Raw genomic sequence first — 25,438 nt, forward strand, 5'->3', positions numbered from 1 at the left:
TTGAAATCGCCAAGGCCGCTCTCGAAGCGAAGTGCCAGCCTACCGACATCAGCTTTGTGCTGGCACTGCGCACGATCCAATATGAGTTGTTCATCGCGGCAGCAACTCAGGCCCAAGGAAAACTCCCTGCCACCTTAAGCCGACTACGGGAAAGGCTGGTACTCGATCTGAAGACTTACCGACCCGATCGGACGTTCGACCGGGGCGTAAAAGCGAAAGCGCAGAGATATCCGGTAACCAGATTGAAGTCAAGCGCTTAACTTAACGGCATTAGGGTCAGAGCTCTAAATTGAAATGATTGTCCACGGTCTAGTCTCGGCACCGACCTCGACGTCTCGGCATTACATCTGTGCCTCTGGTAATTGCCAACCGTTCAATGAACTCTTCGCTGCCGAACACGGCGTTTCGATTGGTGGCATAGCGTACCTGCTCAAGCATTGACCAAGGCATTTCTTCCTCGAACAAGGCGCGATACCTGAGCTCGCGTTCGGGCCGCTCGGTCCCGAGCGCTTCATACAGGGCGTGTGGTTCGACAATGTTGTCTGCTTCGCCGTAGGCGTTCGTTTGATAACTCGACCACCGGTAGTCCAGCGGGTGATCCACCATGCCGGCCCGCACCGGGTTCAGTTCGATATAGCGCTGACACACAAACAAATACCGCGCGTCCTGGACCAGGCATGAGTGATATCTGCCCTGCCACAGCGTGCCCGTTCGGTTGCGGCGTCGATTGACATACGGAACATATCGCTCCCCGAGCATCTTCATCATAACGGCGGGTGATGAGCAGGACTGTGGAGATACCAGTAAATGCACGTGATTCGTCATCAGTACATACGCATGAACGCGGCATCCTGCCTGTTGGGCGCAGAGTCGAAGCATATCGAGATACACGAGATAGTCCGCTTCAGCAAAAAAGCATGGCAAGCGGTTATTGCCTCGTTGAATGATATGAAGAGGAACGTCGGGGATAATCAAGCGGGTTCGGCGGGGCATAAGGTGCTCCGAAAATAGATGGGATGAGCAAGCTGCGCCAGCCTAACGTCTTAGGCGATCTGATCTTGGTGATGCATCAATTGTGCGCGTGTTATTGCTAGTCAGAGCTCTGACCCCGGTGTGGAGAAAAGCATGCGATCAAGAATTTAATTGCTAGTCAGAGCTCTGACCCCGGTTTAGCGGCGAGCGGTCAAGCAACACGTTGACGACCCGGCAAAGCGCGCTACACTTTGGTCTTGCCCACCGAATGGAGTAATGATGCGTCCGATTCCTCTGCAGTGCTGCTTCGCCATCCTCGCCGCCCTCGGGGCGCTCGCGCCGGCGCAGGCGGACACCGTCCTCGATAACGCCAACGGTTACACCCTCAACAGCCGCAATGAGTTGCTGCGCTTTACCTCCCTGGCGTTCGATGGCAAGGGCCGCATCCTGGCCGTCGGCAGCGCCGCCCAGACCCGCGCCAAGGCGCCCAAGGCGCGCCACATCGACCTGCAGGGAAAAACCGTCCTCCCCGGCCTGATCGACGCCCACGGCCACGTGTTCGGCCTCGGCGAGATGCTCACCCAGCTCGACCTGGCCGGCAGCGCGACCCTGGCCGACGCCCTCAAAGCCGCCACCGAGTACGCTCGCGCCAATCCCGCGCACCCCTGGCTGCGCGGGCGCGGCTGGAACCAGGAAATCTGGAAGCTGGGCCGCTTTCCCACCGCCGCCGAACTCGATGGCGCCGTCGCCGACCGCCCCATCTGGCTCGCACGGGTCGACGGCCACGCCGGCTGGGCCAACACGCGCGCCCTGCAACTGGCCGGCATCACCAAGGACACGCCCGATCCGGCCGGCGGCAAGATCGTGCGCGACGCCGACGGCCATGCCACCGGGGTGCTGATCGACGCCGCCCAGGACCTGGTCGCCAGGGTCCTGCCCAAGCAATCCGAGGCCCAGGCCAGAGTCGTCCTCGAGCGCGCCCTCAGGCAGATCGCGCAAATGGGCCTGACCAGCGTGCACGATGCGGGCGTGAACGTCGGCCAGGATGCGCTTTACCGCGACTACGCCAGCCACGGCCAGCTCACCGCGCGCGTGTACGGCATGATCGGCGATGTCGGCGCCGACTTCGATCAGCTCTCGGCCAAGGGCCCTTTGACAAGCTACGCCAGCGACCTGTATGCGCTGCGCGCGGTCAAGCTGTATTCGGACGGCGCCCTGGGCAGCCGCGGCGCCGCCCTGATCGCCCCCTACAGCGACGAACCGGCCTCGCACGGCCTGCTGTTCCGCCAGAACGCCGAGATTGTCGCGATGATGGACAAGGCGATGCGGCGCGGCTACCAGGTCAACGTGCATGCCATCGGCGACGCCGGCAACCGCCAGATCCTGGACGGCTACCAGCAGCTGATCGCGCGCCATAAGGGCAAGGGCGGCGCCGCGCTGCGCCACCGCATCGAGCACGCGCAGGTCGTCGCCCCCGCCGATATCGGGCGCTTCAAGGCCATCGGCATCGTGCCGTCGATGCAGCCGACCCACGCCACATCCGACATGAACATGGCCGAACAGCGCGTCGGCCCGGAACGCATCAAGGGCGCCTACGCCTGGCGCACTTTCCTCAAGCAGGGCTCGCGCATCGCTTGCGGTTCGGACTTCCCGGTGGAGTCGTCCAACCCGTTCTTCGGCATCCACGCGGCCGTCACGCGCCAGGATGCGGCGGGCCAGCCGGCCGCCGGCTGGTATGCCAACCAGGCCATGACGCTCAAGGAGGCGCTGCGCTGCTTCACGCTCGACGCGGCCTACGCCGGCCACCAGGAAAAATCCACCGGTTCGCTCGAAAAGGGCAAGTGGGCCGATTTCATCGTCGTCGACCAGGACCTGTTCAGCATGCCGGCGGCCGATATCCACAAGGTCGGCGTGCTGCAAACCTGGGTCGGAGGCCGCCAGGTGTTCAAAAAAGAGTAAGCCCGCAGGGGCGCATAAATGATTTGACTTGGTTGTATATACAACTTAGACTTTGAAGCTGCACGCAGGCGCGTGGCGCTTGCGCACGCGCCTGCCCCTAAACTCTTGAAGGAGATGCCATGACCACCGATCCGACCAGTTTCGATGACGATCCCCGCTTCGACGCCAGCCGCACGATCCGCGCCCCGCGCGGCACCGAACGCTCTTGCAAAAGCTGGCTGACGGAGGCGGCCTACCGCATGATCCAGAATAATCTGGACGCGGAGGTGGCGGAAAACCCCAAGCACCTGGTGGTCTACGGCGGCATCGGCCGCGCGGCCCGCAACTGGGCCTGCTACGACCAGATCCTGGCGTCCCTGCGCGAACTGGAAGACGACCAGACCTTGCTGATCCAGTCCGGCAAACCGGTCGGCGTGTTCCAGACCCACGCGGATGCGCCGCGCGTCCTGATCGCGAACTCGAACCTGGTGCCGAAGTGGGCCAACTGGGAGCACTTCAACGAGCTCGATCGCAAGGGCCTGTTCATGTACGGGCAGATGACCGCCGGCAGCTGGATCTATATCGGCACCCAGGGCATCGTGCAGGGCACCTACGAAACCTTCGCCGAGGCGGGCCGCCAGCATTTCGGCGGCGACTGGGGCGGACGCTGGATCCTCACCGCGGGCCTGGGCGGCATGGGCGGCGCGCAGCCGCTGGCGGCCACCTTCGCCGGCGCGGTCTCGCTCAATATCGAGTGCCAGCAAAGCAGCATCGACTTCCGCCTGCGCACCGGCTACCTCGACAAGCAGGCCACAGACATCGACGACGCCATGTCGCTGATCGCCCAGCACACGGCGGCGCGCGAAGCGGTCTCGATTGGATTGCTGGGCAACGCGGCCGACGTGCTGCCGGAGCTGGTGCGGCGCGCCAAAGCCGGCGGCCTGGTGCCCGACATGGTGACCGACCAGACCTCGGCGCATGACCTGATCAACGGCTACCTGCCGCGCGGCTGGACGGTCGAACAGTGGAAGGCCGCCCAGAAGGACCCGGCGCAGCACGCGCGCCTGAGCGCCGACGCGCAAGCATCCTGCGCGGTGCATGTGCAGGCCATCCTCGACTTCCACGCCATGGGCGTCAAAGCCGTCGATTACGGTAACAACATCCGCCAGGTGGCCAAGGACCAGGGCGTGGCCAACGCCTTCGACTTCCCGGGCTTTGTGCCGGCCTATATCCGGCCGCAGTTCTGCGAAGGGCGCGGCCCGTTCCGCTGGGTGGCGCTGTCGGGCGACCCGGAAGATATCTACAAGACCGATGCCAAGATCAAGGAGCTGTTCCCGGAACAGAAGCAGGTGCACCACTGGCTCGACATGGCGCGCGAGCGCATCGCCTTCCAGGGCCTGCCGGCGCGCATCTGCTGGCTGGGTCTGGGCGAGCGCCACATCGCCGGCCTGGCGTTCAACGAGATGGTGCGCACGGGCGAACTGAAGGCGCCGGTCGTCATCGGCCGCGACCACCTGGACACCGGCTCGGTCGCCAGCCCCAACCGCGAAACGGAAGCCATGCGCGACGGCACCGATGCCGTCTCCGACTGGCCGCTCCTGAACGCGCTGCTCAATACCGCCGGCGGCGCCACCTGGGTGTCGCTGCATCACGGCGGCGGGGTCGGCATGGGCTACTCGCAGCATTCGGGCGTGGTCATCGTGGCCGACGGCACCGATGCCGCCGCTAGGCGGCTGGCGCGGGTGCTGGTCAACGACAGCGGCTCGGGCGTCATGCGCCACGCCGATGCCGGCTACGAGACGGCAGTCGCCTGCGCCAAGCGCAATGGCCTGAACCTGCCGATGGTTCCATAACGGGTTAACTTCCGACCCTCGCACATCTGAACAGAGCAAACATGAACACGACTTCGAACAAGGGCTGGACCCTTACTCCCGGCGCAATGAGCATGGCCGACCTGCGCGCCGTCTGGGCCGCACCGGGCGCGCTCACGCTGGCGCCATCGGCTTACCCGGCCATCCTGGCCTCGGCCGCGGCGGTCGACGCCATCGTCGCCAAGGGCGACGCCGCGTACGGCATCAACACCGGTTTCGGCATCCTGGCCAAGACCCGCATCCCGGACGAAAAGCTGGAAGAACTGCAGCGCAACCTGATCCTGTCGCACTCGGTCGGCACCGGCGCGCTGCTGTCGGACGCGGTGGTGCGCCTGATCGTGCTGATGAAAATCGGCAGCCTGGCGCGCGGCTTTTCGGGCGTGCGCCCGCTCATCATCGACACCCTGATCGCGCTGTACAACGCCGGCATCATGCCCGCCATTCCGGCCAAGGGCTCGGTCGGCGCCTCGGGCGACCTGGCGCCGCTGGCGCACATGACCCTGGCCATGCTGGGCGTGGGCCAGGTGCGCGTGAACGGCGAACTGGTGGAAGCGGCGGACGCGCTCAAGGCGGCCGGCATCGCGCCGGTGGTACTCGGCCCCAAGGAAGGCCTGGCGCTGATCAACGGCACCCAGGTGTCGACCGCGCTGGCGCTGCATGGCCTGTTCATGACCGAGCGCCTGCTGGAAGCGGCCATGGTGGCCGGTTCCCTGTCGCTGGACGCGGCCAAGGGCAGCGACGCGCCGTTCGACGCGCGCGTGCATGAAGTGCGCGGCCAGCCGGGCCAGATCGCGGCGGCCGCCATCTATCGCCAGCTGGTGGCGTCGAGCGCGATTCGCGCGTCGCACCTGGTCGGCGACGAGCGCGTGCAGGACCCGTACAGCCTGCGCTGCCAGCCGCAGGTCATGGGCGCGATCATGGACCTGATCGCGAACGTCTCGCGCACCCTGCTGATCGAAGCGAATGCGGTCACCGACAATCCGCTCATTTTCGCCGCTACCGGCGAGATCATCTCGGGCGGGAATTTCCACGCCGAGCCGGTCGCCTTCGCGGCCGACACGCTGGCGCTGGCGATCGCCGAAATCGGCGGCCTGGCCGAGCGCCGCATCGCGCTGCTGATCGATGCCACCTTGTCGGGCCTTCCGCCATTCCTGGTGCGCGAACCGGGCGTCAATTCGGGCTTCATGATCGCCCACGTCACCGCCGCCGCGCTGGCGTCGGAAAACAAGTCGCTGGCGCATCCGGCCAGCGTCGACAGCCTGCCTACCTCGGCCAACCAGGAAGACCACGTCAGCATGGCGACCTTCGCGGCGCGCCGCCTGGACGAGATGGCGCACAATACGGCGGTGATTGTCGCCATCGAGCTGCTGGCGGCGGCGCAGGGGATCGATTTCCATCGGCCGCTCACCTCCTCGCCGCATCTGGAGCACGTGCACCAGCAACTGCGCCACAAGGTGCCGTTCTTCGATGCCGACCGTTTCTTCGCGCCCGATATCGAGGCCGCGCGCCAGATGGTGCTGAACGGCGAGTTGAGTGCGTCCTGCAAGCCGCTGTTCGCGGCGCTGTACACTTGACCAGGTAACCAGGCCAACTACTCAGGCAAACATGCAAGAAAGGTAAAGGTGGGCGATCATGGATTTTGACTTCAAGGCGGGCAGTATCCCTATGCTGGTGTCGATGCCGCACGTGGGCACCGACATCCCGGACGACATCGCGGCGCGCCTGTCGCCCGACGCGCTGGCGCGTCCGGATACCGACTGGCACCTGGCGCAGCTGTACGGCTTCCTGGGGGAGATGGGCGCCTCGACCCTGGCGGCGCGCTGGTCGCGCTACGTGATCGACCTCAATCGCCCGCCGGAAGACAGCAACCTCTATCCGGGGCTGGACACGACCGGGCTTTGTCCGGTCGACACCTTCGCCAACACGGCGCTGTATCTGGAAGGCCAGGCGCCCGACGAGCATGACGTGCGCGGACGGCTGGTGCGCTACTGGCAGCCGTACCACCGCCAGCTGCGTTGCGAAATCGACCGCCTGCTGGCGCTGCACGGCAAGGTGGTGCTGTGGGATGCGCATTCGATCGCATCAAGGGTGCCGCGCTTTTTCGAGGGCCGCCTGCCGGACCTCAATTTCGGCAGCGCCCAGGGCACTTCCTGCGCGCCCGGGCTGGAACAGGCCGTGGTCGGCGTGGCGCAGGCGCAGGACCGCTTTTCGGTGGCCGTCAACGGCCGCTTCAAGGGCGGCTACATCACGCGCCACTACGGCCAGCCAGATGTCAACGTGCACGCGATCCAGCTGGAGATGTGCCAGGTGCTGTACATGGACGAAAGCGCGCCGTTCGCCTACCGCCCGGATGTCGCGGCCGAGGTCCAGCCGCTGCTGCGCAAACTGACCGAAGCGGCCGTGGGCTGGGTGCGCGCATGAGCGAGCCGCGCGTCCTGTTCGCGCGCCAGGCCCTGCTGGCCGATGGCTGGCAGCGCGATGTGCGTCTCGAATGGGATGCCGGCGGCACGCTGCTGGCGGTTACGCCGGGCGCGCAGCACAAGGGCGAGCCGGTCGCGGACATCGTTTTGCCCGGCATGGTCAACCTGCATTCGCACGCCTTCCAGCGCGCCCTCGGCGGCCTGACCGAAACCGCCGGCGAAGGCCCGGACAGTTTCTGGACCTGGCGCCAGCTGATGTACCGCTTCGCGCGCAACATCACGCCGGAGCATATCGAGGCCATCGCCGCGCAGCTGTTCTCGGAATGCCTGCGCCATGGCTACACCTCGGTGTGCGAATTTCATTACGTGCAGCGCGACCAGGATGGGACGATGTACGCGCGCCCGGCGCAAACGGCCGAACGCGTGGTCGCCGCCGCGCAGATGACCGGCATCGGCGTGACCATGCTGCCGGTCCTGTACAGCTACGCCGGCTTCGGCGACAAGCCGCTGGCGCCCGAGCAGCGGCGTTTTCGCACCGATGCCGCCGACGTGCTGCGCATCGTCGAGGCGCTTGAACCTTTGCGCGGCAGCCAGGTCGAAGTCGGCGTGGCCCCGCATTCGCTGCGCGCGGCCTCGCTGGGCCAGATCCGCGAGGTGCTGGCGGCGCTGCCGGCGGCCCGTCCGCTGCACATCCACATCGCCGAGCAGCAGGGCGAAGTCGAACAGTGTCTGACGGTGACCGGCCAGCGCCCGGTGCGCTATTTGATGGACAACGTCGCGCTCGATGCGCGCTGGTGCCTGGTGCACGCCACCCACCTGGACGAGGGCGAAGTCGCCGCGCTGGCCGCCAGCGGCGCCGTGGCCGGCCTGTGCCCGACCACCGAGGCCAACCTGGGCGACGGCCTGTTCCCGCTCGCGCCCTTCCTGGCGGCGGGTGGGCGCATCGGCATCGGCAGCGACAGCCACGTTTCGCAGTCGCCGGTGGAGGAATTACGCTGGCTCGAATACGGCCAGCGCCTGCTGCACCAGAAGCGCAACGTGGCGGCGTCGCCAGCGCAGCGCCGCGTGGGCGACTTTTTGTGGCAAAGTGCCTTGCACGGCGGCGCGCTGGCCAGCGGGCGCCCGGTGGGCGTGCTGGCGGTGGGCAAACGGGCCGATCTGCTGGTGCTCGACAGCGAGCATCCGAACCTGGCCGGCATCGGCGCGGACGATGTGCTGGGCAGTGTTATCTTCTGCGGTAACGACAATCTAGTCAGGGATGTGATGGTGGGCGGCCGCTGGGTCGTGCGCCATCGCGAGCACATTGCGCAAATGGCGATTGCGCAGCGCTACAAACAGACCATCGCCGAACTGCGCAAGCTACGACCATGACAATCCTGATCCCCTACGCCAGCCTGGTGGCGTCGCCGTGGAAGAACGGCGGCGGCAGCACCACCGAAATCGCCATCTCGCCCCCTGGTGCGGGGCTCGACACCTTCGACTGGCGCATCAGCCTGGCCACCATCGCCAGCAGCGGGCCGTTCTCGGTTTTTGAGGGCATCGACCGCACCCTGGCGCTGGTCGACGGCCCGGGCGTGACGCTCGATATCGAGGGCGACGGCCGCTTTGTGCTCAGCGAAGACGAGCCGGTGCTCGAATTCGCCGGCGAGGCGCAGGTGCTCGCCACCGCCGGTGCGCGGCCGACCACCGATTTCAACGTCATGACGCGGCGCGAGCGCTGCTCGCACCAGCTGGGCAAGCGCAGCCTGTCGGGCATATCCGGCCTTGCCACGCGCGCCGACCTGACCATTCTGTTCCTGGCCGAGGGCGAGAGCCTGGAAGTGAGCAGCGACGACCAGCGCATCGGCATGGTGCGCTACGACGCCATGCTGTTCGAGGGCGACGCCACCTGGACGCTCGAAGCCGGCCAGGCGACGATCTTCATCGTCGATATCTACTTCCATGAGGATTAAGCGATGACGACCTGCGACGCACTGTTCACCAATGTGCACCTGGCCACCATGGAGCAGGGCTACGGCGAACTGCGCGACGGCGCCATTGCGGTGAGCGGCGGGCGGATTGCCTGGCTCGGGCCGCGCGCCGGGGCGCCGCAGGCGGGAACCGTGCACGATGGCGGCGGCTGCTGGCTTACGCCCGGCCTGGTCGACTGCCACACCCACATCATCCACGCCGGCAACCGCAGCGACGAATTCGAGGCGCGCCTGAACGGCGCCACCTATGAAGACATCGCCAACGCCGGCGGCGGCATCATGTCCACCGTGCGCGCCACCCGCGCCGCGTCCGAAGACGAGCTGCTGCGCCAGAGCCTGCCGCGCGTGGCCAGCCTGCTGGCCGAAGGCGTGACCACGCTCGAAATCAAGTCCGGCTACGGCCTCACCCTGGAAGACGAGGCCAAGATGCTGCGCGCGGCGCGCCGCGTGGCGCAGGTGCTGCCGGTCGCCGTGTCGGCCACGTTCCTGGGCGCGCACGCGCTGCCGCCGGAATTCGCCGGCCGCGCCGACGATTATGTGGACGAGATCTGCCAGCGCATGCTGCCGCAACTGGCGGCCCTGGGCCTGGCCGACGCGGTCGACGCCTTTTGCGAGCGGATCGGCTTCAGCAATGCCCAGACCGAGCGCATTTTCGAGGCGGCACGGCGCCACGGCATGCCGGTCAAGCTGCATGCGGAGCAGTTGTCGGACCAGGGCGGGGCCGAGCTGGTGGCGCGCTTCGGCGGACTGTCGGCCGATCACCTGGAGCATCTGAGCCTGGCCGGCATCGACGCCATGGCGGCATCCGGCACGGTGGCGGTGCTGCTGCCGGGCGCTTACTACTTCCTGCGCGATACCGTGCAGCCACCCGTGACGGCGCTGCGCGCGGCCGGCGTGCCGATGGCGGTGGCCACCGACTGCAATCCCGGCACCTCGCCGATGACGTCGATCCTGCTAGCGATGAACATGGCCTGCACCTTGTGGCGCCTCACGCCCCAGGAGGCGCTGGCCGGCACCACCATCCACGCCGCGCGCGCGCTTGGCCTGGCAAGCGATATCGGCTCGCTGGCGCTCGGCAAGCGCGCCGATTTCGCGCTGTGGGACATCGCGCGCCCGGCCGACCTGTCGTACGCGATGGGCTTGAACCCCTGCCGCGCTGTCGTCAATGCGGGCGTGCTGCGCAAACCGGTGGTAAGCTTGCCCGATTAATTTGTCGGGAGAGTGCCGTGCGCACCTTTTTTGCCACGGCCTTGCGCTGGCTATCCATATTCACGCTGGTCCTCGGCGGCGCCGCCACGGCGGCCGACGGCGGCACCCTGCGCGTCGGTTCCAAGCGCTTTACCGAGTCGTACATCCTGGGCGAAGTGCTGACCCAGAGCGCGGCCGCGCAAGGCAAGGCCGAACACCGCCAGGGCCTGGGCAATACCGCCATCGTGCTGGCCGCGCTGCAGGCCGGCAGCATCGACGTGTATCCCGAATATATGGGCACGATCGACCTCGAAATCCTCAAGAACGCCAGCGCCAGTTCGCTCAACGAGATGCGCGCCTCCTTGAAACCCATGGGCCTGGGCGTGGCGGTGCCGCTCGGGTTTAACAATACCTACGCGCTGGCCATGCGCGCCGACAGCACCGATGTCGCGAGCCTGTCCGACCTGGCGCGCCAGCCGGGCCTCAAGTTCGGCCTGTCGCACGAATTCATCGGCCGCGCCGACGGCTGGCCGGGCCTCAAGCAGCGCTATGGCCTGCCGCACGCGCCGCGCGGGCTCGATCACGGCATCGCCTACGAGGCCCTGGCGCAGCGCCAGGTCGACCTGATCGACATTTACTCGACCGACGCCAAGATCCGTCAATACGGCCTGCGCGTGCTCAAGGACGACCTGGGCTATTTTCCGCGCTACGACGCCATGCTGCTGTACCGGCTCGACGCGCCGCAGCGCTTTCCCGGGCAGTGGGCAGCCATCGCCAGGCTGGAAGGACGCATCACGGCCGAACAGATGATCGCCATGAACGCGCAGGTCGAACTGGAAGGGAAGAGTTTCGCCGCCGTGGCGAAGAACTGGCTGACCCCGGCCAGCGCTGCCCAAGGTCCCGCGCAAGATCCTGCGCAAGGTCCCGCGCGCGCCGGGCTGCTGGATAAAATGTTCGACGCCAGCATGTGGACCCTGACGCGCCAGCATGTGGTGCTGGTGCTGGCGTCGGTGATCCTGGCCTGCCTGGTCGGCATTCCGCTCGGGATCGTGGCCGCCTTTGCGCCGCGCCTGCGGCAAACGGTGCTGGCGCTGGCCGGCGTGCTGCAGACGGTGCCGTCGCTGGCCTTGCTGGCGATTCTCATTCCGGTGCTGGGCATGATCGGCACCGTGCCGGCGCTGGTGGCGCTGTTTGTGTACGCGCTGCTGCCGATCGTGCGCAATACCTGCACCGGTCTCTTGGGCGTGCCGCAGGGCTTGCGCACGGCGGCGCAGGCGCTGGGGCTGGGCCGGCGCGCGACCTTGATCGATGTCGAGCTGCCGCTGGCACTGCCGGTGATCCTGGCGGGCATCAAGACGGCGGCGGTGATGAGCGTGGGCACGGCGACGATCGCGGCCTTTATCGGCGCGGGCGGCTTCGGCGAACGCATCACGATTGGCCTGGCGCTCAACGATAACGATATGTTGCTGGCAGGTGCGATTCCGGCGGCGCTGCTTGCCTTGCTGACACAGGGCTTGTTTGAAGCAGGAGAACGCTTGATCGCGCGCCGCAATTAGGCTTGCGCGCCTGACGATCGGCGCTGTCGTTTGCGCCGCGTCAAACGCGTCGAATCTCAGAGGGTAATAATTGCTTACAACAAGTTACGCATCTAAACAGAGGTAAGCAATTGTAAAGGCCCGCCACATCGCTGCAAGCGGCAACTATAGTGAAGCCGTAGATTGTCTCCAGTCTCCCCTCCCCATTCTAAACAAATGGGTTTGCCCACGGTGATTTTAGCCCGTGGGCTTTTTCTTTTTCAGGCCGCCGCAAGCTTGCCCAGCGCGTCGCCGTCGACGCGGCAGATGCGCCAGTCCGGCAAGATCTGCGCACCCATGCTCTTGTAAAAGTTGATGGCATTCTCGTTCCAGTCCAGCACCGACCATTCGAAACGCCCGCACTCGCGTTCGACCGCCAGTTGCGCCAGCGCGGCCAGCATCCGCTTGCCGTAGCCCTTGCCACGATGAACTTGTTTGACGTACAGGTCTTCCAGGTACAGCCCCTTGCGCGTGAGGAAGGTGGAGAAATTGTGGAAGAACAGGGCGAAACAGGCGACCTCGCCATCTTCCTCGCCGACCAGCGCCTCGCACGAGGAACGCGGACCGAACAGCGCGTCATGCAACTGCGCTTCGGTGGCCACGACCAGGTGTTCGAGTTTTTCGAATACGGCCAGCTCGACAATCATGCCGTAGATGTGGGCAACGTCGGATGGCTGCGCCGGGCGGATGGTGAAAGTGTTATCGGTAGTCATGGAACCTCGGGAATGGCGGCCAGGCTCGCTTCTGGCGCGGGTTGGGTTGAAGGTGAAGAAGCGGTAGCGGGCGCAGTTGCCGGCGCGCGTAGCGCCCACGCCACGCTGGCCAGGCACACGGCCATGCCCAGCCATTCGACCGGACCCGGGCGGTAATGCTCAAGCTGGATCGACAGCAGCACGGAAATGACGGGCGTCACCACGCCGATGTACACGGCTTTCGCCGAGCCGATGCGGTTGATCAGGGTGAAGTAGGCGTTGAAGGCGATCACCGAGCCGAACAGGGACAGGTACAGCAGCGCCATCCAGTAGCGCGGCGCGCTCGGCAGCACGAATGGCTGGCCGGTGGCGAGTGCCCAGACCACCACCATCGCGGTGCCCCAGAACATCGACCAGGCCATGGTCAGCATCAGATTCGACGATTGCTCGCGCACCTTGGCGACGACCACCGTGCCGGCCGAGCTGGCAATGGTGGCGACCAGGGCCAGTATCAGGCCCAGCAGGAAGTGCCCGGTGCCGCCGCCGGCGATTTCTTTCCAGGCGCCGGCAATCGAGTTGTAGAACAGCATCGTCACGCCGGCGATGGCAATCATGCCGGCGGCCCAGGTGCGCCACGAAATCGGCGTGCCGAAGGCGATGCGGCTGCAGATCGGGGTCCAGAACACCATCAGCGCGAACAGCACCGCGACCAGGCCCGACACCAGGTATTGCTCGGAACCGTAAGTGCACACGTAGGACAGGGCGAAGGTGAAAAATCCCTGCAGCATCACCCAGCGCTGGGCGCGCCACGGCAGGCGCAGCTTGTCGCCGCGTAGCAGGCACCAGGCGAACAGGGTGGCCGAGGCCAGCCCGAAGCGGTACACCACCGACACCGCCGGCGCGACTTCGCCCAGCTGCAAGGTGATGGCAAAAAAGGTGGAGCCCCAGATCAGGGCCGCGATCGCGAAGAGGAGTGGAGATGACATCCGGAAAGTATACGGTGATTCGCAACTTTCTGCCCGTCATCCTCAATTCGCCATCGGCGCGGAAAACTGCCTACCAGGCCAGGTTGAGACGCCGGTACAGGAAGCTCAGCACGAACAGCGGGCCGATCAGCAGGAAGCGCAGGTCGTCGAAGAAGGATGGCTTCTTGCCCTCGATCTTGTGGCCGACAAACTGCCCGATCCAGGCCAGCACGAAAATGGCCAGCGACAGTGGCAGCACGGTGGCCGGCGGCATCAGGCTGAGCAGGCCGAGCATCATGGCCGACATCGCGAGCATGCCGGCCGCGAAGGGCTTCGATAGCTGGAAGTAATAGCACAGCGACAGCACGGTGACAGCCACGGCTGCGAACGGGTGGATCCACCAGATAATGCCGAGCAGGGTGAACACGATCACCGGCACGCAAACGAAGTGAATCAGCTCGTTGGTGTGGTTCAGGTGGCTTTCGCTGTATTTCGCGAGCAAGGTATCGATGGCGCGCGGCTGGGGTGCTTGGTCCATGGGAGTCTCCGGATTTTGTTGTTGTGGTTGGCTTGCTGGACGATTCTACACCTGTCCCGGGGACTGCTAGAATCGCACCATGAACGATTTTCAGCTTGCCAATCTCGAAGCCGAAGCCGATGCCGATGCGCTCAAGCGCTGTTTTGCGCCGGTGGTCGATGCGCACACCCGCATTCTTGTGCTCGGCAGCCTGCCGGGCGAACGCTCGCTCGCGCAGCAGCAATATTATGGCAATCGCCAGAACCGTTTCTGGGTGCTGATGTCGGAGGTCACGGGTGTCAATCTGGTGGCGCTGGACTACGAGGCGCGCCTGGCGGCGCTGCTGGCGCACGGCATCGGCCTGTGGGATGTCGTGGCGCAGGCCCGCCGCGAGGGCAGCCTGGACAGCCAGATTCGCGGCCATGTGGGCAACGACCTGGTCGGGCTGGTTGAGAGCCTGCCGCAGCTCAGGACGATTGCTTTCAATGGCGGCACGGCGGCGCGGCTGGGGATGAAGACGCTGGGGGAACTGGCGCAGCGCTATCGCATCGTCAACCTGCCGTCGAGCAGCCCGGCCTACACCGCGCCGTATGCGGAGAAATTGCTGGTGTGGCGGATGCTGGGGGATGATGTGTTGCACTCTGCGCGCCCCCCGGCATAGTCAATCGGCACGCTCGAATTGACCAGGATCACCACTTATGCAATTTGCATTAACCATAGAATAATATTTATCTTGACGCAAGTTTGGCATGCGACTAGGATTTCCTTACCGTTAAAAGCGGTACACCGTTGGATTGAATTTCGCTATTTTTTGAAAGATACGAAAATGAAAAATCAAAATGGAATGAAAACGTTCGCGTTCAAGCTGGCCGAGAAGAAAACCAAAGAAGCAAAACCCACACCGCAGTGGCAAGCGCGCGAAGGCGTCGCCAGCGCCGGCTGCTCCGGCCCGGATGCCCGCGGCGACCGCCGTCCAGGCCGCGACAACGGTATCTACTGCTGACAGATTCGCTGGATAAGAAGCCTTGCTCATCGCAGGGCTTTTTTTTATCCGAACTGCTGTCCTCCACATCACTTTTTGAAAGATTGGTCCATGGAAAAGCAAGAGAACACCAAGCTGTTTGCCTTCAAACTAGCTGAAAAGAAAGCCAAAGAAACCAAACCAGCCCCGCAATGGAAACTGCGCGACGGCGTCGCCAGCGCCGGCTGCTCGGGCGAAGACCAGCGTGCGGATGGTTACTGGGGCCGCGATCTGGGCGTATGGTGCTGATCGCCTGAGCTCCAAGGGCGACCTCGAACAAGCTGCTGCGCGGCGTAACTTTCGAGGTCCCCCAGGCAAGCCCTGCTCTCGGGCAGGGTGTTTTCGGTTGACCTCTTCAAAGCGGCATATGGCGAAAAAGGTTCTGATTGTCAGTAACAGCGCCGACCTGCACGTCGACCTGCTCATCCCGATCCTGCAAGCGAAAGGATGCGCGGCCTTCCGCATCGACCTGGACGCCTTCCCGCGCGATTACCAGAGCGCGCAATGGTTTGCCGCGGGTAGCCTGCGCCAGTGGATCCGCCATCTGCCGTCGGGCGAGGCGCTCGACCTGGCCGAGGTGGGTGCGATCTGGAGCCGCAAACCGGCCGAATTCAGTTTTCTCAGCCCCGACCTCGGCGTCCAGGAACGCATCTACGCCAGGGCCGAAACCGAACAGGCGCTGTTCGGCATGCTCTACACGCTCGACTGCTTCTGGATGAGCCATCCGCTGGCCCTGCGCGGCGCCATGTGGAAGGGCGAGCAATTGCAGCGCGCCGCGCGCATGGGCTTTCGCATTCCGGCCTCGCTGACCACCAATTCGCCCGCCGAAGTAAAAGCCTTCCGCGCCAGTATCGACGGCCCGATGATCTTCAAGGCCCTCTCCAGCCCCAATCTGGGCGGTGAAGACCTGGACGATAATGAGCGGGTGGCGCAGGGCATCGGCACCACCGTGGTCGACGACGCCATGTTCGAACAACTGGACTCGGTGGGCGAGCTGGCCTGCCATTTTCAGGAGTACATTCCCAAACTGTACGAACTGCGCGTGACGATCATCGGCGAGCGCGTGTTCGCGGCCAAGATCCACTCGCAGGACGACGAACGCACCGCCATCGATTCGCGCGACATGTCGGCCGATATTTTGTACGAGGCGACCGTCCTGCCGGACGCGCTGCGCGAGCGCTGCCTGGCGTTCGCGCGCAGCTACGGCTTGCCATACAGCGCGCTGGACCTGATCGTCACGCCCAATGAGGACATCGTTTTCCTGGAAAATAATCCGGTCGGCCAGTTTCTCTACATCGAGCAGTTGATTCCCGCATTCGCCATGCTCGACGCGCTGGCCGACCGACTCATTCTGGAGTGCGCATGACCCAGTCACACCGTTTTCCCGTGCGTGAGCAAATCAAGGAAATCGAAGCGCTGCGCAACAGCCGGGTGCTGGTATTTGTCGCTTCCAACCTGGACATGGAAATCCTGCCGGCCTTGTATGAACAGTGCCGCGCCATTGGTCCGGTGCCGCGCCTGGACGTGGTGCTGCAATGCCGCGGCGGCATCGTCAACGCGGCGCGCCGCATCGCGCTGCTGCTGCGCCAGTTCAGCGAGCACCTGGCGTTCATCGTGCCGTATCACTGCGAGTCCTCGGCCACCATCCTGGCACTGGCGGCCGATGAAATCATCGCCGGCGACCTGGCCATGTTTTCACCGATCGACCCGCACCTGCACGGCGGCAGCGGCGACGACAGTGCCGCCTCGTCGTTCTCGTGCCAGGACATCAAGATGTTCGGCGCCATGAGCGAGGAGTGGTTCGGCGTCAGTTCCGACGAAGCGCGCCTGCAGTCGCTCGGTCTTCTGTGCGGCAGCCTCTTCCCGCCGACCCTCACCGCGTTCTACCGTAGCACCCAGGAAGTGATGCGGATCGGCGAAGAGCTGCTGCGCTTCCACATGCCCGACAAACCCGAGGCCTGGCGCCAGGAGGTGGTCAAGCAACTGATGTTCGGCTACTGCTCGCATAACTACGCGCTCACCCGCGAAGAGCTGGCAAAACTGGGACTGAACATCCGGCGCGAAGCGCAGGTCGAGGACTGTGCCTGGCGCATGTCGCGCGTGCTGCAAACGCTGGTCGGCGGCGGCCTGCGCGAAGCGGCCGACGCACCGTGGAACGATGTGCTGCTGGCCACGCGCGACGGCGGCATGCTGCGCGAACAGCGCAGCGGCGGCTTTCTGCCGCGCTGGAGCAAGCTGGCCGTATGAGCGCCGCAGCCTACCTGGCGGAGATCATCCGCTTCTTCACCGCGTTTTTGCTGGTGTGCGCCGCCATCGGCAAACTGCGCACCCTGGCCGCGTTCGCGCATAACCTGGTCGAGTCGTTCGGCGTGAAGCGGCGGGCGGCCGCACTGCTCGCACCGGCCGTCATCGCGGCCGAAGCATTGCTTGCGGGCCTGATTTTGGCCGGCGGCGGCATCGGCCGCATCGGCATGGCCGCCGCCCTGGTGCTGTTCGCGCTGCTGACGGCGCTCGTCGGCTACCGCTACGTGGTCGAAGGCAGCGTCAAATGCAGCTGCTTCGGCGAGAGCGAACGGCCGGTATCGGGCTACGATTTGCTGCGCAATGGCCTGGTCATCGCCGCCATCGGCGCCTGCCTTGTGTTCTCCGGCGGGGCCGCTTTCGGCAGGAAAGAAAGCGTGCTGGCCGCCGCCCTGGGGCTCATTGCCACCATAGTCGCGATCGGTTTCCACGACCTTGCCCGTAGCCTGAAGCGGAGCGCCTGATGGATAGCGACGTCCTGGCCGTCATCCTGCTGCTGCTGGCCTTGAGCGTGGCGCTGAACCTCAAGCTGTCCCTGCAGCTCCTGAAAGCCGTGAACCGTCTCGGTGCAGCCGCAAAGGCGGCATCGATCCTGCCGCTGGGCGAGGCGCTTGACGCCTTCAGCGGCACACGCCTGGCCGACGGCGCGCCGCTCACGGTGGGCGATGATGGCCAGCCGGCGGTGCTGCTGTTCCTGTCCAGCGCCTGCCCCAAATGCCGCCACAAGCTGCCCGAGATCGCGCGCCTGGCGCCGCTGGCGCGCGACGCCGGCGTGGCGCTCTGGCTGGTCAGCCTGGAGCCGGCCTGGCGCCTGCGCCGCTTCCTGCAATCGACCACGCTGGCCGCCAGCGCCGTGCGCGTGTCCGGCGCCGACTACGAGATGCTCAACCCGCTCATGTCGTCGCCCTCGTACCTGTTCATCAGCCAGGCCGGCACCCTGGACGCGCGCGGCATGATCGGCGACGACGACTGGCGCAGTTTTTGCGAACAGATGGACCAGCTGCAGATGGCGCAAGAGGCAAGCGCGTGAACCGGCCGTCGCCCCATCTCGACCGCCTGCGCCTGCTGCGCCCCTTCGCCGGGCGCCTGTGCGCGGGCCTGGTGTGCATGGCCATCACGGTGCTGATCCAGCTGGCCTATCCGAAGGCGCTGTCGTACTTCATCGATAACATCGGCGTGAGGAACGACATGGCGTGGTTCAGCTCACTGGCGCTCATCATGCTGGGCGTGCTGGCGCTGCAGGCCGTGGCGGCCACCGCGCGCTATTACATTTTCGAGTCGACCGGCTACATGATCGTCACGCGCATCCGGCGCCAGTTGTACGCGGCGCTGATCGCGCAGCCGATCCGCTTCTACGACAAGCACCACGTCGGCGAACTGACGAATCGCCTCACGGCCGATGTCGAGATCCTGCACGATACGCTCACCATGGGCATGGCCGTGTCGCTGCGCTGCCTGTGCGTGTTCATCGGCGGCGTGGCGATGCTGCTGACGATTTCGCCGGTCCTCTGCCTGATGCTGGTGATCTTTTTGCCGGCCACCCTGTTCATCGGCAAAATGACGGGCAAGGTGTACCGCAAGCGCGCAAGCCTGATGCAGGACGGCCAGGCCGAATGCGGCAAGGTCGCGCAGGAGCATTTTTCGAACATCCGCCTGGTGCATGCCTTCAGCCAGCAGCGCACCGCGCGCGCGCGTTACGCCGGCGCGACCGGACACGCCTTGTCGCTGTCGGTGTCGAGCAGCGCGCTGTTTGCACTGTTTCGCGGCGGCTCGTCGTTCCTGGTGTACCTGGCGCTGCTGGGCACTTTATGGTTCGGTGCGCGCCTTATCGGCCAGGGCGTGCTGTCGGTGGGCGACCTGACCGCCTTCATCCTGTACGCCAGCATGGTGACCGAAGCGGCGGGCGCCATCGGCGAATTCTGGAACGCGTGGATGCGCACCATCGGCGCCACCGAATGGATCTTCAAGGTCATCAACACCGAAAGCGCACAGGAAGCCGCGCCGGCTGGCGACCTGCATTTGCAGGGCAGGCTGGCGTTCGAGGACGTCGTGTTTGCGTATCCCGAACGGCCCGATACGCCGGCCTTGAACGGCATCGACTTTTCCATCGCCGCCGGTGAGACGATTGCGCTGGTCGGCGCATCCGGCGCCGGCAAATCGACCATCGCCAGCCTGATCCTCGGTTTCTACCAGCCCGAGCGCGGCAGCATCCTGTTCGACGGCGTCGACGCCAGTGCCATGACGCTGGCGGGCATCCGCAGCAAGCTGGCGATCGTGGAGCAGGAGCCATCGCTGTTCTCGGGCAGCATCTTCGAGAACATCGCGTTCGCGCTGGCCGAACGCGACGTGACGCTCGATGAAGTGAAGGCGGCGGCCAGGCTGGCCTATGCCCACGATTTCATCAGCGCCTTCCCGGACGGCTACGATACCGTGGTCGGCGAGCGTGGGGCGCAACTGTCCGGCGGGCAGAAACAGCGCATCGCGATTGCGCGCGCCCTGCTGCGCGATCCGCGCATCCTGATTCTCGACGAAGCGACCAGCGCGCTCGATTCGGCCAGCGAACTGCAGGTGCAGCGCGCGCTCGACACCTTGATGCAGGGGCGCACCACGATCATCATCGCGCACCGTTTTTCCACCATCGTCAAGGCCGACCGCATCCTGGTGCTGGAGCAGGGCAGGCTGGCGCAGCAGGGCACGCACGCGCAGCTGGTGGCGCAGCAGGATGGCTTGTACTTCCACCTGATGCGCCATCAGCTGGCCCGGGCCGGCAGGGAATAGGCAGCTGCTTAAACCCCTGCCGCCGGCAGCGTTTTGCTGAACTGCGATACGCCATTGAGGTCGAACAGGTCGACCTTCATCGCTTTCGACTGCGGGTCGATATTGACTTCGCCGAAGAACTGGTAGCCGGCGAACGGCGACGAGTTCTGGATCGGCGGCGCCTTGGCGAACACCTCGGTCGGGCCGAAGGTCATATCGAGTTTGCCCGGACCGAAGGCGCCGGCATTCATCGGGCCGGCCACGAATTCCCAGAACGGCGCAAAATCGGTGAAGTGCGCCCTGGCCGGGTCGTAGTAGTGCGCGGCGCAGTAATGCACGTCGGTCGTGATCCAGACCACGTTCGGCACCGCCTTGATGCCCTTGAGCAGACGCGCCATTTCCAGTTCGCGTCCCGAGGCCGGGCCGCTCACGCCATTGGCCACCGCTTCCCACATCGCCACGCCTTTGGCGTCTTTGCCGTCAGCCACTTCCAGCCCGATCGGCATGTCCGACGAGATGACCTTCCAGGTCGCCTTCGAGGCAGTCAGTTCGGCGATCAGCCAGTCCACCTGGGCCGAGCCGAGCAGCGCCGAGCCGGCGTTTTCTTCGGTTTGCAGATTGGTGCTGTTCGGGCCGCGGTAGCTGCGCATGTCGATCACGAACACGTCGAGCAGCGGACCGTAGCCGATGCTGCGGTAGATGCGCTGGGGTTCGGCCTGTTTGTAGAAGCGCATCGGCGCGTACTCCAGGAAGGCGCGGCGGCCGCGTTCGGCCAGGGTGGCGACGTTCTTTTCCTTGTAGCGCGCGTCGGCCGTCAGGTCCTTGGCGCCGCTGTAGTTGTTGGTGACCTCGTGGTCGTCCCACTGCCAGATCTGCGGCACCTGCGCGGCGAATTTGCGCAAGTTCAGGTCCAGCGTGTTGTACGCGTGGCGGCCGCGGAATTCCTTGAGCGTTTCGGCGACCTTGCTCACTTCTTCGGTCACGATGCTTTTCCAGATCTGGCCATTTTCGGCCTTCGCTTCGGCCGCGATCGGGCCGTCGGCGTAGACCGTGTCGCCGTTGTGGATGAAGAAATCCGGATCGCGCTTGCGCATCGATTCGTACATGCGCACGCCGCCGAAGTCGGTGTTGATGCCCCAGCCCTGGCCGGCCTGGTCGCCGCTCCAGTGGAAGCGGATGGCGCGCTTGCCGTCGGCCTGCGGCATGGTGCGGAACTGGCCCGACACCGCTTCGCTCTCGATGCGGCCATTGGCCGGGTCGATGTATTTCACGCGCACGAAGACGGTCTGGCCGGCCGGCAGGCCCGACAAGTCGACGCGCGAGGTGAAGTCGGTGGCCTCGGTGGCGGTCGGGCCGACAATCCGGCTGGCGTTGGTGAAGCGCTCGCTGGTGTCGTATTCGACGATCATCTGCGCATTGCGGTCGCTGCGGCTCCAGATCACGGCGCGCTCGCCGCTCACGTCGCCGAACTGGATCCCGGACGGCAGCTTGGGCCGTTCGGCTTCGCTCGGGACGATGGCCGGAGCAGGGGAGTCCGAGCTGCCGCAGGCGGACAGCAGCAGCGAACCATTGAGGGCCGTGCCGCCGGCGATGATGCCGCCGCGCGTGAGGAAACCGCGGCGTGAAAGTGTTGAGGTCATGAAGGCTCCAGTGAAGAATGGCTGGAAGTCTAGAGCCTGTTTGTTACCTATTGATGAATTGCCAAAGGGGAAACTAAGTTGCGTCGAACAGGGCGTGCAGCACGCTGGCGCTGTCGCTGATGGTGGCGTATTCGCCGTTCAGGTTCGCCAGGGCCATGGCGTGCACCTCGTCGGCGCTGCGGGCCTGGCCGGCGTAGTCGGTGCAGGCAAAGGCGAAGCAGGCGTCGGCCACCACGGTGGTGTCGAAACCCAGATTGCCGGCGCTGCGCGCGCTGCCCTCGACCGAATTGTTGGTGCTCACCCCGACGATGACGACGCGCTCGATGGCGCGCATGTGCAGCCAGCGTTCCAGCCCCGAATGAATGAACGCGTCGGGCACGTTTTTCTCGACCACGTGTTCGCGCGGCAGGGGCGCCAGCGCTTGCTGGAATTGCACGCCCGCCTGGCCGGGGCGGAACAGGCTGTCCGGCGAGCGCGAGATATGGCGCACATGGACCAGCGGCGCATCGGCCGCGCGCCAGGCGCTGAGCAGGCGCGCGATGCGTTCTTCGGCGTCGGGATTGTTGCGATGGCCCGCGGCCGGATTGGCCATGGCTTCGTGCATGTCGATGATGATCAGGGCGGGCAGGTCGCTGCGCATGAAGGCTCGCTAGGAATGGACGAGCACCCAGTATAGGTGCGCCGTGTGGGGCGCGCCAGTTGCGACTACTACGTACGGCCAGCCTCAGTAAGCGCGCTGGCGCTTGCCGATCTGCGAGCGCAAAAAGGCCAGCTTGGCCGAATAGCGTTCGGTGGCCGCATGCGTGGTGCTGTTGTCGAGCGCCAGCGCCAGCGCGTCGCGCGCGGAAGCCGCTTCGCCCAGGCGCCAGTGCGCGATCGCCAGCCAGAAGTGGAACTCGTGGTTGAACGGCGCGCGCCGCACTTCCTTGTTCAGCAAATCGCGCGCCTCGGCGTAGCGCAGATCTTCCAGTGCCTTCATCGCTTTGTGGAAGTAGTGGTAGGGCGGCGTGGGTTCGAGCGTGGCCAGGCGCGCCGCCAGTGCTTTCGATTCGTCGTTCTTGCCCAGTTTGGACAGCACCGGCACCAGGTTGTGCATGGCGATCGTGCTTTCCGGTTCCAGCGTCAGGGTGGCCTTGAAGGCGCGTTCGGCCAGCAGCTGGTCGCCGTGGCGCTGGTAGATCACGCCCAGCGTGTTGTAGGGCGTCGAGTAGGTCGGCAGGTGCACCACCGCCGCGCGCGCCCACCAGTAGGCCTCGTCGAGGCGGTTGTCGGCCAGCGCTTCGGCCGCGCGGTTATTCATGAACATCGCCTCGATCATGCGCTCTTCGATCACGTGCGTGTTGTAGCGCGCGCTGTCTTCGGGCGGCAGGAAGTCGATGGTCAGCATGCGCTCGTCGCCCCCGATGGTGCGCGCCTGCACCGTGCGCCGCTTGCCCATGCTGAGGTTGACGTGGGTGCTGGCGAAATACAGGCTGGCGCTGCGGGTCCAGGTTTCGTCGATCATCACGTCCTGGTACTGCACCTCCAGCCCCAGGTGCTTGGCGAAAGCGGCGGTCATGACCACCAGCGACAGGCAGTTGCCCATGCGCGCGTCGAAGGTTTCGGCGGCGTTGCGGGTGACGCTGGCGTCGTATTCGAGTTTCAGCTCGCCCTTGGTGTAGAGCGCCTCGACCAGGCCGCGCTCGGGGCCCAGCCTGCGCAGCACGTTGCGGAACTCGGGGCTGTCGATATAGGCGCGCATGGCGGGACTGAGCGCGAACAGCTGGTCCGGGCCAACCGGCGCCGGCGGCGGCGTGAAGGCGGTGTCGCTCAAGACCGCCTGCAGCGGCAGCGGGGCAGGCGCGCGCATGCTGGCGCAGCCGCTGCCCAGCAGGGACAAGGTAAGGATGGCCAAGCTGGCAAGGTGTCGCATCGATGCCTCCTGAAGTCTGCTTTCAGTATCGTCGTCGAAACGCGGAAAGTCTAGTGCTCGTGCTCGCCGTGGAAGGAATCGTGCAGTTCGTCGAGCAGGTCGGTGATGTCGTCGTCGGACAGGCCCAGATAGGCGCTGGCGCGGGCGCCGCCCTTGTCCCATTCGAGCGAGCCGCCGTGGCCCTGGTACTGCTGGATGGCGCTTTCGGCCAGCAGCGACAGCGCCACCAGGGCGCGCACGGCGTCGTCGGTCGCCTCGTCTTCGAGCACGGTGTAATCCTGGTGATGCAGGATGGCCCACGCCACTTCGCTCGACAGGCCCCAGTTACGCGCCAGCAGGCAGCCGATGGCGGCATGGTTGGTGCTGTGGCGCTCATCTTCGAGCGCGGTGAACGGGCGCACCGGATCGTTGGCCGCTTCGGCGAAGGTGGACGCGTAGGCGGGAAAGCGCTGCATCAGGAGCGGCACGCCGGTGTCGCAGAACAGGCCGAACGTGTGGGCCACGTCGGCTTCGCCGATGCGCAGGCGGCGCGACAGGTACACCATGGCCTGGGCGCGCCGGGTCGACAGGTCCCAGAAACTGGCCAGCGAAGCGTGGTCGGTGCCGATGCTGCGCCGGGCCAGCAGGCCGGTCATCAGGGCCGCGACCTGGTTAATGCCCAGGAACAGAATGGCTTGCTCGATCGACTTGGCCTTGCGCTTGCCGCCGTAAAACGAGGAATTGGCGAGCTTGAGCAGCGCCCCGGACATGCCGACATCGCTGGCGATGATGCGGCCGATGGTTGCCGGCGACGGATCTTCCGACATCAGTTCGCGCTGCAGGTCGGCCAGCAGGCTCGGACGTGGCGGTATCCGGATCGACTTGATCAGGGCATCGACCGGGTCGTCGGCGGGGTTGGCTAGGGCTGGGTTGCTCATATGATATGGAAGATTAATTTCCGCGTGGAATCTCTTGCAATACGTCACTATAAACCAGTCTGCCTCGCAGCGGCTCATCTTCTCTCAATCCAAAAGGAATCTTTCTTCAGTGTTGGCCCGCTGTCACACCCCGGCATGGGCAAACTGGCAGGCTTGCCTCAAAACCAACCGCCGGGGGGAGTTTAGGTAGAATTGTTTCTTATGAAAATGCAGACAATGACACGGTTGGCGGGCGTCGATTTTGGCGCGCCGTCGCAGGAGGTGGCGCGCCAGCTCATCGGCGTGGCGCTGCTGGTCGATGGCGTGGGCGGGCGCATCGTCGAAACCGAGGCCTACGACCGCGACGATCCGGCTTCGCACAGCTTTTCCGGCCCCAGCGAGCGTAACCTGGCCATGTTCGGCCCGCCCGGGCATGCTTACGTCTACCGTTCTTACGGGATCCACTGGTGCCTGAACTTCGTGTGCCGCGAGGATGGCCATGGCGCCGGCGTGCTGATCCGCGCCATCGAGCCGCTCGAAGGCATCGGCCTGATGCGCGAGCGGCGCGGCCTGGACGATGTGCGCCTGCTGTGCTCCGGTCCCGGCAAGCTGAGCCAGGCACTGGGCATCACGCGCTTGCACAACGCGCTGCCGCTGAACGCGCCGCCGTTCGCGCTGATCGCCCCGGCCGCGCCGGCCACCGTGGTCGCCGGGCCGCGCATCGGCATTTCCAAGGCCATGGAGGTGCCCTGGCGCTTCGGCCTGGCCGGGTCGCGCTTTGTCAGCAAACCCTTCCGCTAAGGC

General features: G+C 65.4%; 25 protein-coding genes and 1 pseudogene. 17 read left to right on the forward strand and 9 right to left on the reverse strand.

The genetic code is table 11. From position 1 onward, the window contains the following. Window positions 1-260, forward strand: a pseudogene (locus F2P45_RS35575) (IS4 family transposase); the annotation flags it as partial. A gap of 49 nt (window positions 261-309) precedes the next feature. Here the strand turns inward: F2P45_RS35575 and F2P45_RS06350 are convergent. Beyond that, entirely contained in the window at window positions 310-993 is a 684-nt protein-coding gene (locus F2P45_RS06350; protein ID WP_166871608.1) for a transposase, read from the reverse strand. A gap of 258 nt (window positions 994-1,251) precedes the next feature. On the opposite strand from F2P45_RS06350, the gene F2P45_RS06355 reads away from it, so the two are divergent. From F2P45_RS06355 to F2P45_RS06390, 8 genes are all read left to right on the forward strand, one after another. Next, a complete protein-coding gene (locus F2P45_RS06355; protein WP_166871610.1) occupies window positions 1,252-2,931 on the forward strand; it encodes an amidohydrolase in 1,680 nt (559 codons plus the stop codon). 119 nt (window positions 2,932-3,050) lie between these two features. Continuing rightward, window positions 3,051-4,763 carry a urocanate hydratase gene (gene hutU, locus F2P45_RS06360; RefSeq protein ID WP_166871612.1) on the forward strand — a complete coding sequence of 571 codons (1,713 nt, stop codon included), beginning with the start codon at window positions 3,051-3,053 and terminating at the stop codon, window positions 4,761-4,763. Window positions 4,764-4,804: 41 nt separating this feature from the next. Continuing rightward, the gene (gene hutH, locus F2P45_RS06365) at window positions 4,805-6,355 is read left to right on the forward strand and encodes a histidine ammonia-lyase (RefSeq protein ID WP_166871614.1); all 1,551 of its coding nucleotides are present in this window, start codon (window positions 4,805-4,807) and stop codon (window positions 6,353-6,355) included. Window positions 6,356-6,413: 58 nt separating this feature from the next. Further along, complete coding sequence (gene hutG, locus F2P45_RS06370) at window positions 6,414-7,202, forward strand: N-formylglutamate deformylase (protein ID WP_166871616.1); 789 nt, start codon at window positions 6,414-6,416, stop codon at window positions 7,200-7,202. Further along, the gene (locus F2P45_RS06375) at window positions 7,199-8,572 is read left to right on the forward strand and encodes a formimidoylglutamate deiminase (RefSeq protein ID WP_166871618.1); all 1,374 of its coding nucleotides are present in this window, start codon (window positions 7,199-7,201) and stop codon (window positions 8,570-8,572) included. Before hutG ends, F2P45_RS06375 begins: the two co-directional genes overlap by 4 nt. Next, window positions 8,569-9,153: a HutD/Ves family protein gene (locus tag F2P45_RS06380; RefSeq protein WP_166871620.1), complete on the forward strand. Its 585-nt coding sequence runs from the start codon at window positions 8,569-8,571 to the stop codon at window positions 9,151-9,153. The genes F2P45_RS06375 and F2P45_RS06380 overlap by 4 nt, the downstream gene beginning before the upstream one ends. A 3-nt stretch (window positions 9,154-9,156) precedes the next feature. Then, window positions 9,157-10,380: an imidazolonepropionase gene (hutI, locus tag F2P45_RS06385; protein ID WP_166871622.1), complete on the forward strand. Its 1,224-nt coding sequence runs from the start codon at window positions 9,157-9,159 to the stop codon at window positions 10,378-10,380. A 17-nt stretch (window positions 10,381-10,397) separates the two neighbouring features. Then, window positions 10,398-11,915 (forward strand): ABC transporter permease/substrate-binding protein, encoded by a 1,518-nt coding sequence (locus F2P45_RS06390; protein WP_166871625.1) that lies wholly within the window; start codon window positions 10,398-10,400, stop codon window positions 11,913-11,915. Between the two features lie 239 nt (window positions 11,916-12,154). Here the strand turns inward: F2P45_RS06390 and F2P45_RS06395 are convergent, their stop codons facing one another. From F2P45_RS06395 to F2P45_RS06405, 3 genes are all read right to left on the reverse strand, one after another. Further along, on the reverse strand, window positions 12,155-12,646 hold the full coding sequence (locus tag F2P45_RS06395; RefSeq protein WP_166871628.1) for a GNAT family N-acetyltransferase: 492 nt from the start codon (window positions 12,644-12,646) through the stop codon (window positions 12,155-12,157). Next, window positions 12,643-13,611, reverse strand: a complete 969-nt coding sequence (locus F2P45_RS06400) for a DMT family transporter (protein WP_166871631.1) — start codon at window positions 13,609-13,611, stop codon at window positions 12,643-12,645. The genes F2P45_RS06395 and F2P45_RS06400 overlap by 4 nt, the downstream gene beginning before the upstream one ends. 70 nt (window positions 13,612-13,681) lie before the next feature. After that, on the reverse strand, window positions 13,682-14,128 hold the full coding sequence (locus tag F2P45_RS06405; protein WP_166871634.1) for an Mpo1 family 2-hydroxy fatty acid dioxygenase: 447 nt from the start codon (window positions 14,126-14,128) through the stop codon (window positions 13,682-13,684). A gap of 79 nt (window positions 14,129-14,207) precedes the next feature. Between F2P45_RS06405 and F2P45_RS06410 the strand changes: the two genes are divergently transcribed. Further along, the gene (locus tag F2P45_RS06410) at window positions 14,208-14,768 is read left to right on the forward strand and encodes a DNA-deoxyinosine glycosylase (protein WP_166871637.1); all 561 of its coding nucleotides are present in this window, start codon (window positions 14,208-14,210) and stop codon (window positions 14,766-14,768) included. Between the two features lie 111 nt (window positions 14,769-14,879). On the opposite strand, the gene F2P45_RS06415 is transcribed toward F2P45_RS06410, so the two are convergent. Continuing rightward, complete coding sequence (locus F2P45_RS06415) at window positions 14,880-15,140, reverse strand: hypothetical protein (RefSeq protein ID WP_166871640.1); 261 nt, start codon at window positions 15,138-15,140, stop codon at window positions 14,880-14,882. A gap of 60 nt (window positions 15,141-15,200) precedes the next feature. On the opposite strand from F2P45_RS06415, the gene F2P45_RS06420 reads away from it, so the two are divergent. The 6 genes from F2P45_RS06420 to F2P45_RS06445 all read left to right on the forward strand — a co-directional run bounded on the left by F2P45_RS06420 (window position 15,201) and on the right by F2P45_RS06445 (window position 20,207). Further along, the gene (locus F2P45_RS06420) at window positions 15,201-15,377 is read left to right on the forward strand and encodes a hypothetical protein (RefSeq protein ID WP_166871643.1); all 177 of its coding nucleotides are present in this window, start codon (window positions 15,201-15,203) and stop codon (window positions 15,375-15,377) included. A gap of 118 nt (window positions 15,378-15,495) precedes the next feature. Continuing rightward, on the forward strand, window positions 15,496-16,494 hold the full coding sequence (locus F2P45_RS06425) for an ATP-grasp domain-containing protein (protein WP_166871646.1): 999 nt from the start codon (window positions 15,496-15,498) through the stop codon (window positions 16,492-16,494). After that, complete coding sequence (locus F2P45_RS06430; protein ID WP_166871649.1) at window positions 16,491-17,375, forward strand: SDH family Clp fold serine proteinase; 885 nt, start codon at window positions 16,491-16,493, stop codon at window positions 17,373-17,375. Before F2P45_RS06425 ends, F2P45_RS06430 begins: the two co-directional genes overlap by 4 nt. After that, window positions 17,372-17,893 (forward strand): MauE/DoxX family redox-associated membrane protein, encoded by a 522-nt coding sequence (locus F2P45_RS06435; protein WP_166871652.1) that lies wholly within the window; start codon window positions 17,372-17,374, stop codon window positions 17,891-17,893. The genes F2P45_RS06430 and F2P45_RS06435 overlap by 4 nt, the downstream gene beginning before the upstream one ends. Next, the gene (locus tag F2P45_RS06440) at window positions 17,893-18,459 is read left to right on the forward strand and encodes a thioredoxin domain-containing protein (protein ID WP_166871655.1); all 567 of its coding nucleotides are present in this window, start codon (window positions 17,893-17,895) and stop codon (window positions 18,457-18,459) included. The genes F2P45_RS06435 and F2P45_RS06440 overlap by 1 nt, the downstream gene beginning before the upstream one ends. Beyond that, window positions 18,456-20,207, forward strand: a complete 1,752-nt coding sequence (locus F2P45_RS06445; RefSeq protein ID WP_370663212.1) for an ABC transporter ATP-binding protein — start codon at window positions 18,456-18,458, stop codon at window positions 20,205-20,207. The genes F2P45_RS06440 and F2P45_RS06445 overlap by 4 nt, the downstream gene beginning before the upstream one ends. 8 nt (window positions 20,208-20,215) lie before the next feature. Here F2P45_RS06445 and F2P45_RS06450 read toward each other — a convergent pair whose 3' ends face one another. The 4 genes from F2P45_RS06450 to F2P45_RS06465 all read right to left on the reverse strand — a co-directional run bounded on the left by F2P45_RS06450 (window position 20,216) and on the right by F2P45_RS06465 (window position 24,655). Further along, window positions 20,216-21,826: an alkaline phosphatase D family protein gene (locus F2P45_RS06450; protein WP_166871657.1), complete on the reverse strand. Its 1,611-nt coding sequence runs from the start codon at window positions 21,824-21,826 to the stop codon at window positions 20,216-20,218. Window positions 21,827-21,899: 73 nt separating this feature from the next. Next, window positions 21,900-22,466, reverse strand: a complete 567-nt coding sequence (locus tag F2P45_RS06455; protein ID WP_166871660.1) for a cysteine hydrolase family protein — start codon at window positions 22,464-22,466, stop codon at window positions 21,900-21,902. A gap of 84 nt (window positions 22,467-22,550) precedes the next feature. Then, a complete protein-coding gene (locus F2P45_RS06460) occupies window positions 22,551-23,738 on the reverse strand; it encodes a tetratricopeptide repeat protein (protein WP_166871663.1) in 1,188 nt (395 codons plus the stop codon). Window positions 23,739-23,788: 50 nt separating this feature from the next. Continuing rightward, window positions 23,789-24,655, reverse strand: coding sequence for an HDOD domain-containing protein (locus F2P45_RS06465; protein ID WP_166871666.1), 867 nt, complete (start codon window positions 24,653-24,655; stop codon window positions 23,789-23,791). 216 nt (window positions 24,656-24,871) lie between these two features. Between F2P45_RS06465 and F2P45_RS06470 the strand changes: the two genes are divergently transcribed. Beyond that, complete coding sequence (locus tag F2P45_RS06470) at window positions 24,872-25,435, forward strand: DNA-3-methyladenine glycosylase (protein WP_166872324.1); 564 nt, start codon at window positions 24,872-24,874, stop codon at window positions 25,433-25,435. Window positions 25,436-25,438: the final 3 nt, after the last annotated feature.

The organism is Massilia mucilaginosa, from assembly GCF_011682145.1.
Lineage (GTDB): Bacteria > Pseudomonadota > Gammaproteobacteria > Burkholderiales > Burkholderiaceae_D > Telluria_A > Telluria_A mucilaginosa.

Bases quoted from the DNA above. Each gene is read 5' to 3' on its own strand.
- F2P45_RS06350 (WP_166871608.1), bottom strand. From the start codon at position 993: ATGCCCCGCCGAACCCGCTTGATTATCCCCGACGTTCCTCTTCATATC.
- F2P45_RS06355 (WP_166871610.1), top strand. From the start codon at position 1,252: ATGCGTCCGATTCCTCTGCAGTGCTGCTTCGCCATCCTCGCCGCCCTC.
- hutU (WP_166871612.1), top strand. From the start codon at position 3,051: ATGACCACCGATCCGACCAGTTTCGATGACGATCCCCGCTTCGACGCC.
- hutH (WP_166871614.1), top strand. From the start codon at position 4,805: ATGAACACGACTTCGAACAAGGGCTGGACCCTTACTCCCGGCGCAATG.
- hutG (WP_166871616.1), top strand. From the start codon at position 6,414: ATGGATTTTGACTTCAAGGCGGGCAGTATCCCTATGCTGGTGTCGATG.
- F2P45_RS06375 (WP_166871618.1), top strand. From the start codon at position 7,199: ATGAGCGAGCCGCGCGTCCTGTTCGCGCGCCAGGCCCTGCTGGCCGAT.
- F2P45_RS06380 (WP_166871620.1), top strand. From the start codon at position 8,569: ATGACAATCCTGATCCCCTACGCCAGCCTGGTGGCGTCGCCGTGGAAG.
- hutI (WP_166871622.1), top strand. From the start codon at position 9,157: ATGACGACCTGCGACGCACTGTTCACCAATGTGCACCTGGCCACCATG.
- F2P45_RS06395 (WP_166871628.1), bottom strand. From the start codon at position 12,646: ATGACTACCGATAACACTTTCACCATCCGCCCGGCGCAGCCATCCGAC.
- F2P45_RS06400 (WP_166871631.1), bottom strand. From the start codon at position 13,611: ATGTCATCTCCACTCCTCTTCGCGATCGCGGCCCTGATCTGGGGCTCC.
- F2P45_RS06405 (WP_166871634.1), bottom strand. From the start codon at position 14,128: ATGGACCAAGCACCCCAGCCGCGCGCCATCGATACCTTGCTCGCGAAA.
- F2P45_RS06410 (WP_166871637.1), top strand. From the start codon at position 14,208: ATGAACGATTTTCAGCTTGCCAATCTCGAAGCCGAAGCCGATGCCGAT.
- F2P45_RS06415 (WP_166871640.1), bottom strand. From the start codon at position 15,140: ATGAGCAAGGCTTCTTATCCAGCGAATCTGTCAGCAGTAGATACCGTT.
- F2P45_RS06420 (WP_166871643.1), top strand. From the start codon at position 15,201: ATGGAAAAGCAAGAGAACACCAAGCTGTTTGCCTTCAAACTAGCTGAA.
- F2P45_RS06425 (WP_166871646.1), top strand. From the start codon at position 15,496: ATGGCGAAAAAGGTTCTGATTGTCAGTAACAGCGCCGACCTGCACGTC.
- F2P45_RS06430 (WP_166871649.1), top strand. From the start codon at position 16,491: ATGACCCAGTCACACCGTTTTCCCGTGCGTGAGCAAATCAAGGAAATC.
- F2P45_RS06435 (WP_166871652.1), top strand. From the start codon at position 17,372: ATGAGCGCCGCAGCCTACCTGGCGGAGATCATCCGCTTCTTCACCGCG.
- F2P45_RS06440 (WP_166871655.1), top strand. From the start codon at position 17,893: ATGGATAGCGACGTCCTGGCCGTCATCCTGCTGCTGCTGGCCTTGAGC.
- F2P45_RS06450 (WP_166871657.1), bottom strand. From the start codon at position 21,826: ATGACCTCAACACTTTCACGCCGCGGTTTCCTCACGCGCGGCGGCATC.
- F2P45_RS06455 (WP_166871660.1), bottom strand. From the start codon at position 22,466: ATGCGCAGCGACCTGCCCGCCCTGATCATCATCGACATGCACGAAGCC.
- F2P45_RS06460 (WP_166871663.1), bottom strand. From the start codon at position 23,738: ATGCGACACCTTGCCAGCTTGGCCATCCTTACCTTGTCCCTGCTGGGC.
- F2P45_RS06465 (WP_166871666.1), bottom strand. From the start codon at position 24,655: ATGAGCAACCCAGCCCTAGCCAACCCCGCCGACGACCCGGTCGATGCC.
- F2P45_RS06470 (WP_166872324.1), top strand. From the start codon at position 24,872: ATGACACGGTTGGCGGGCGTCGATTTTGGCGCGCCGTCGCAGGAGGTG.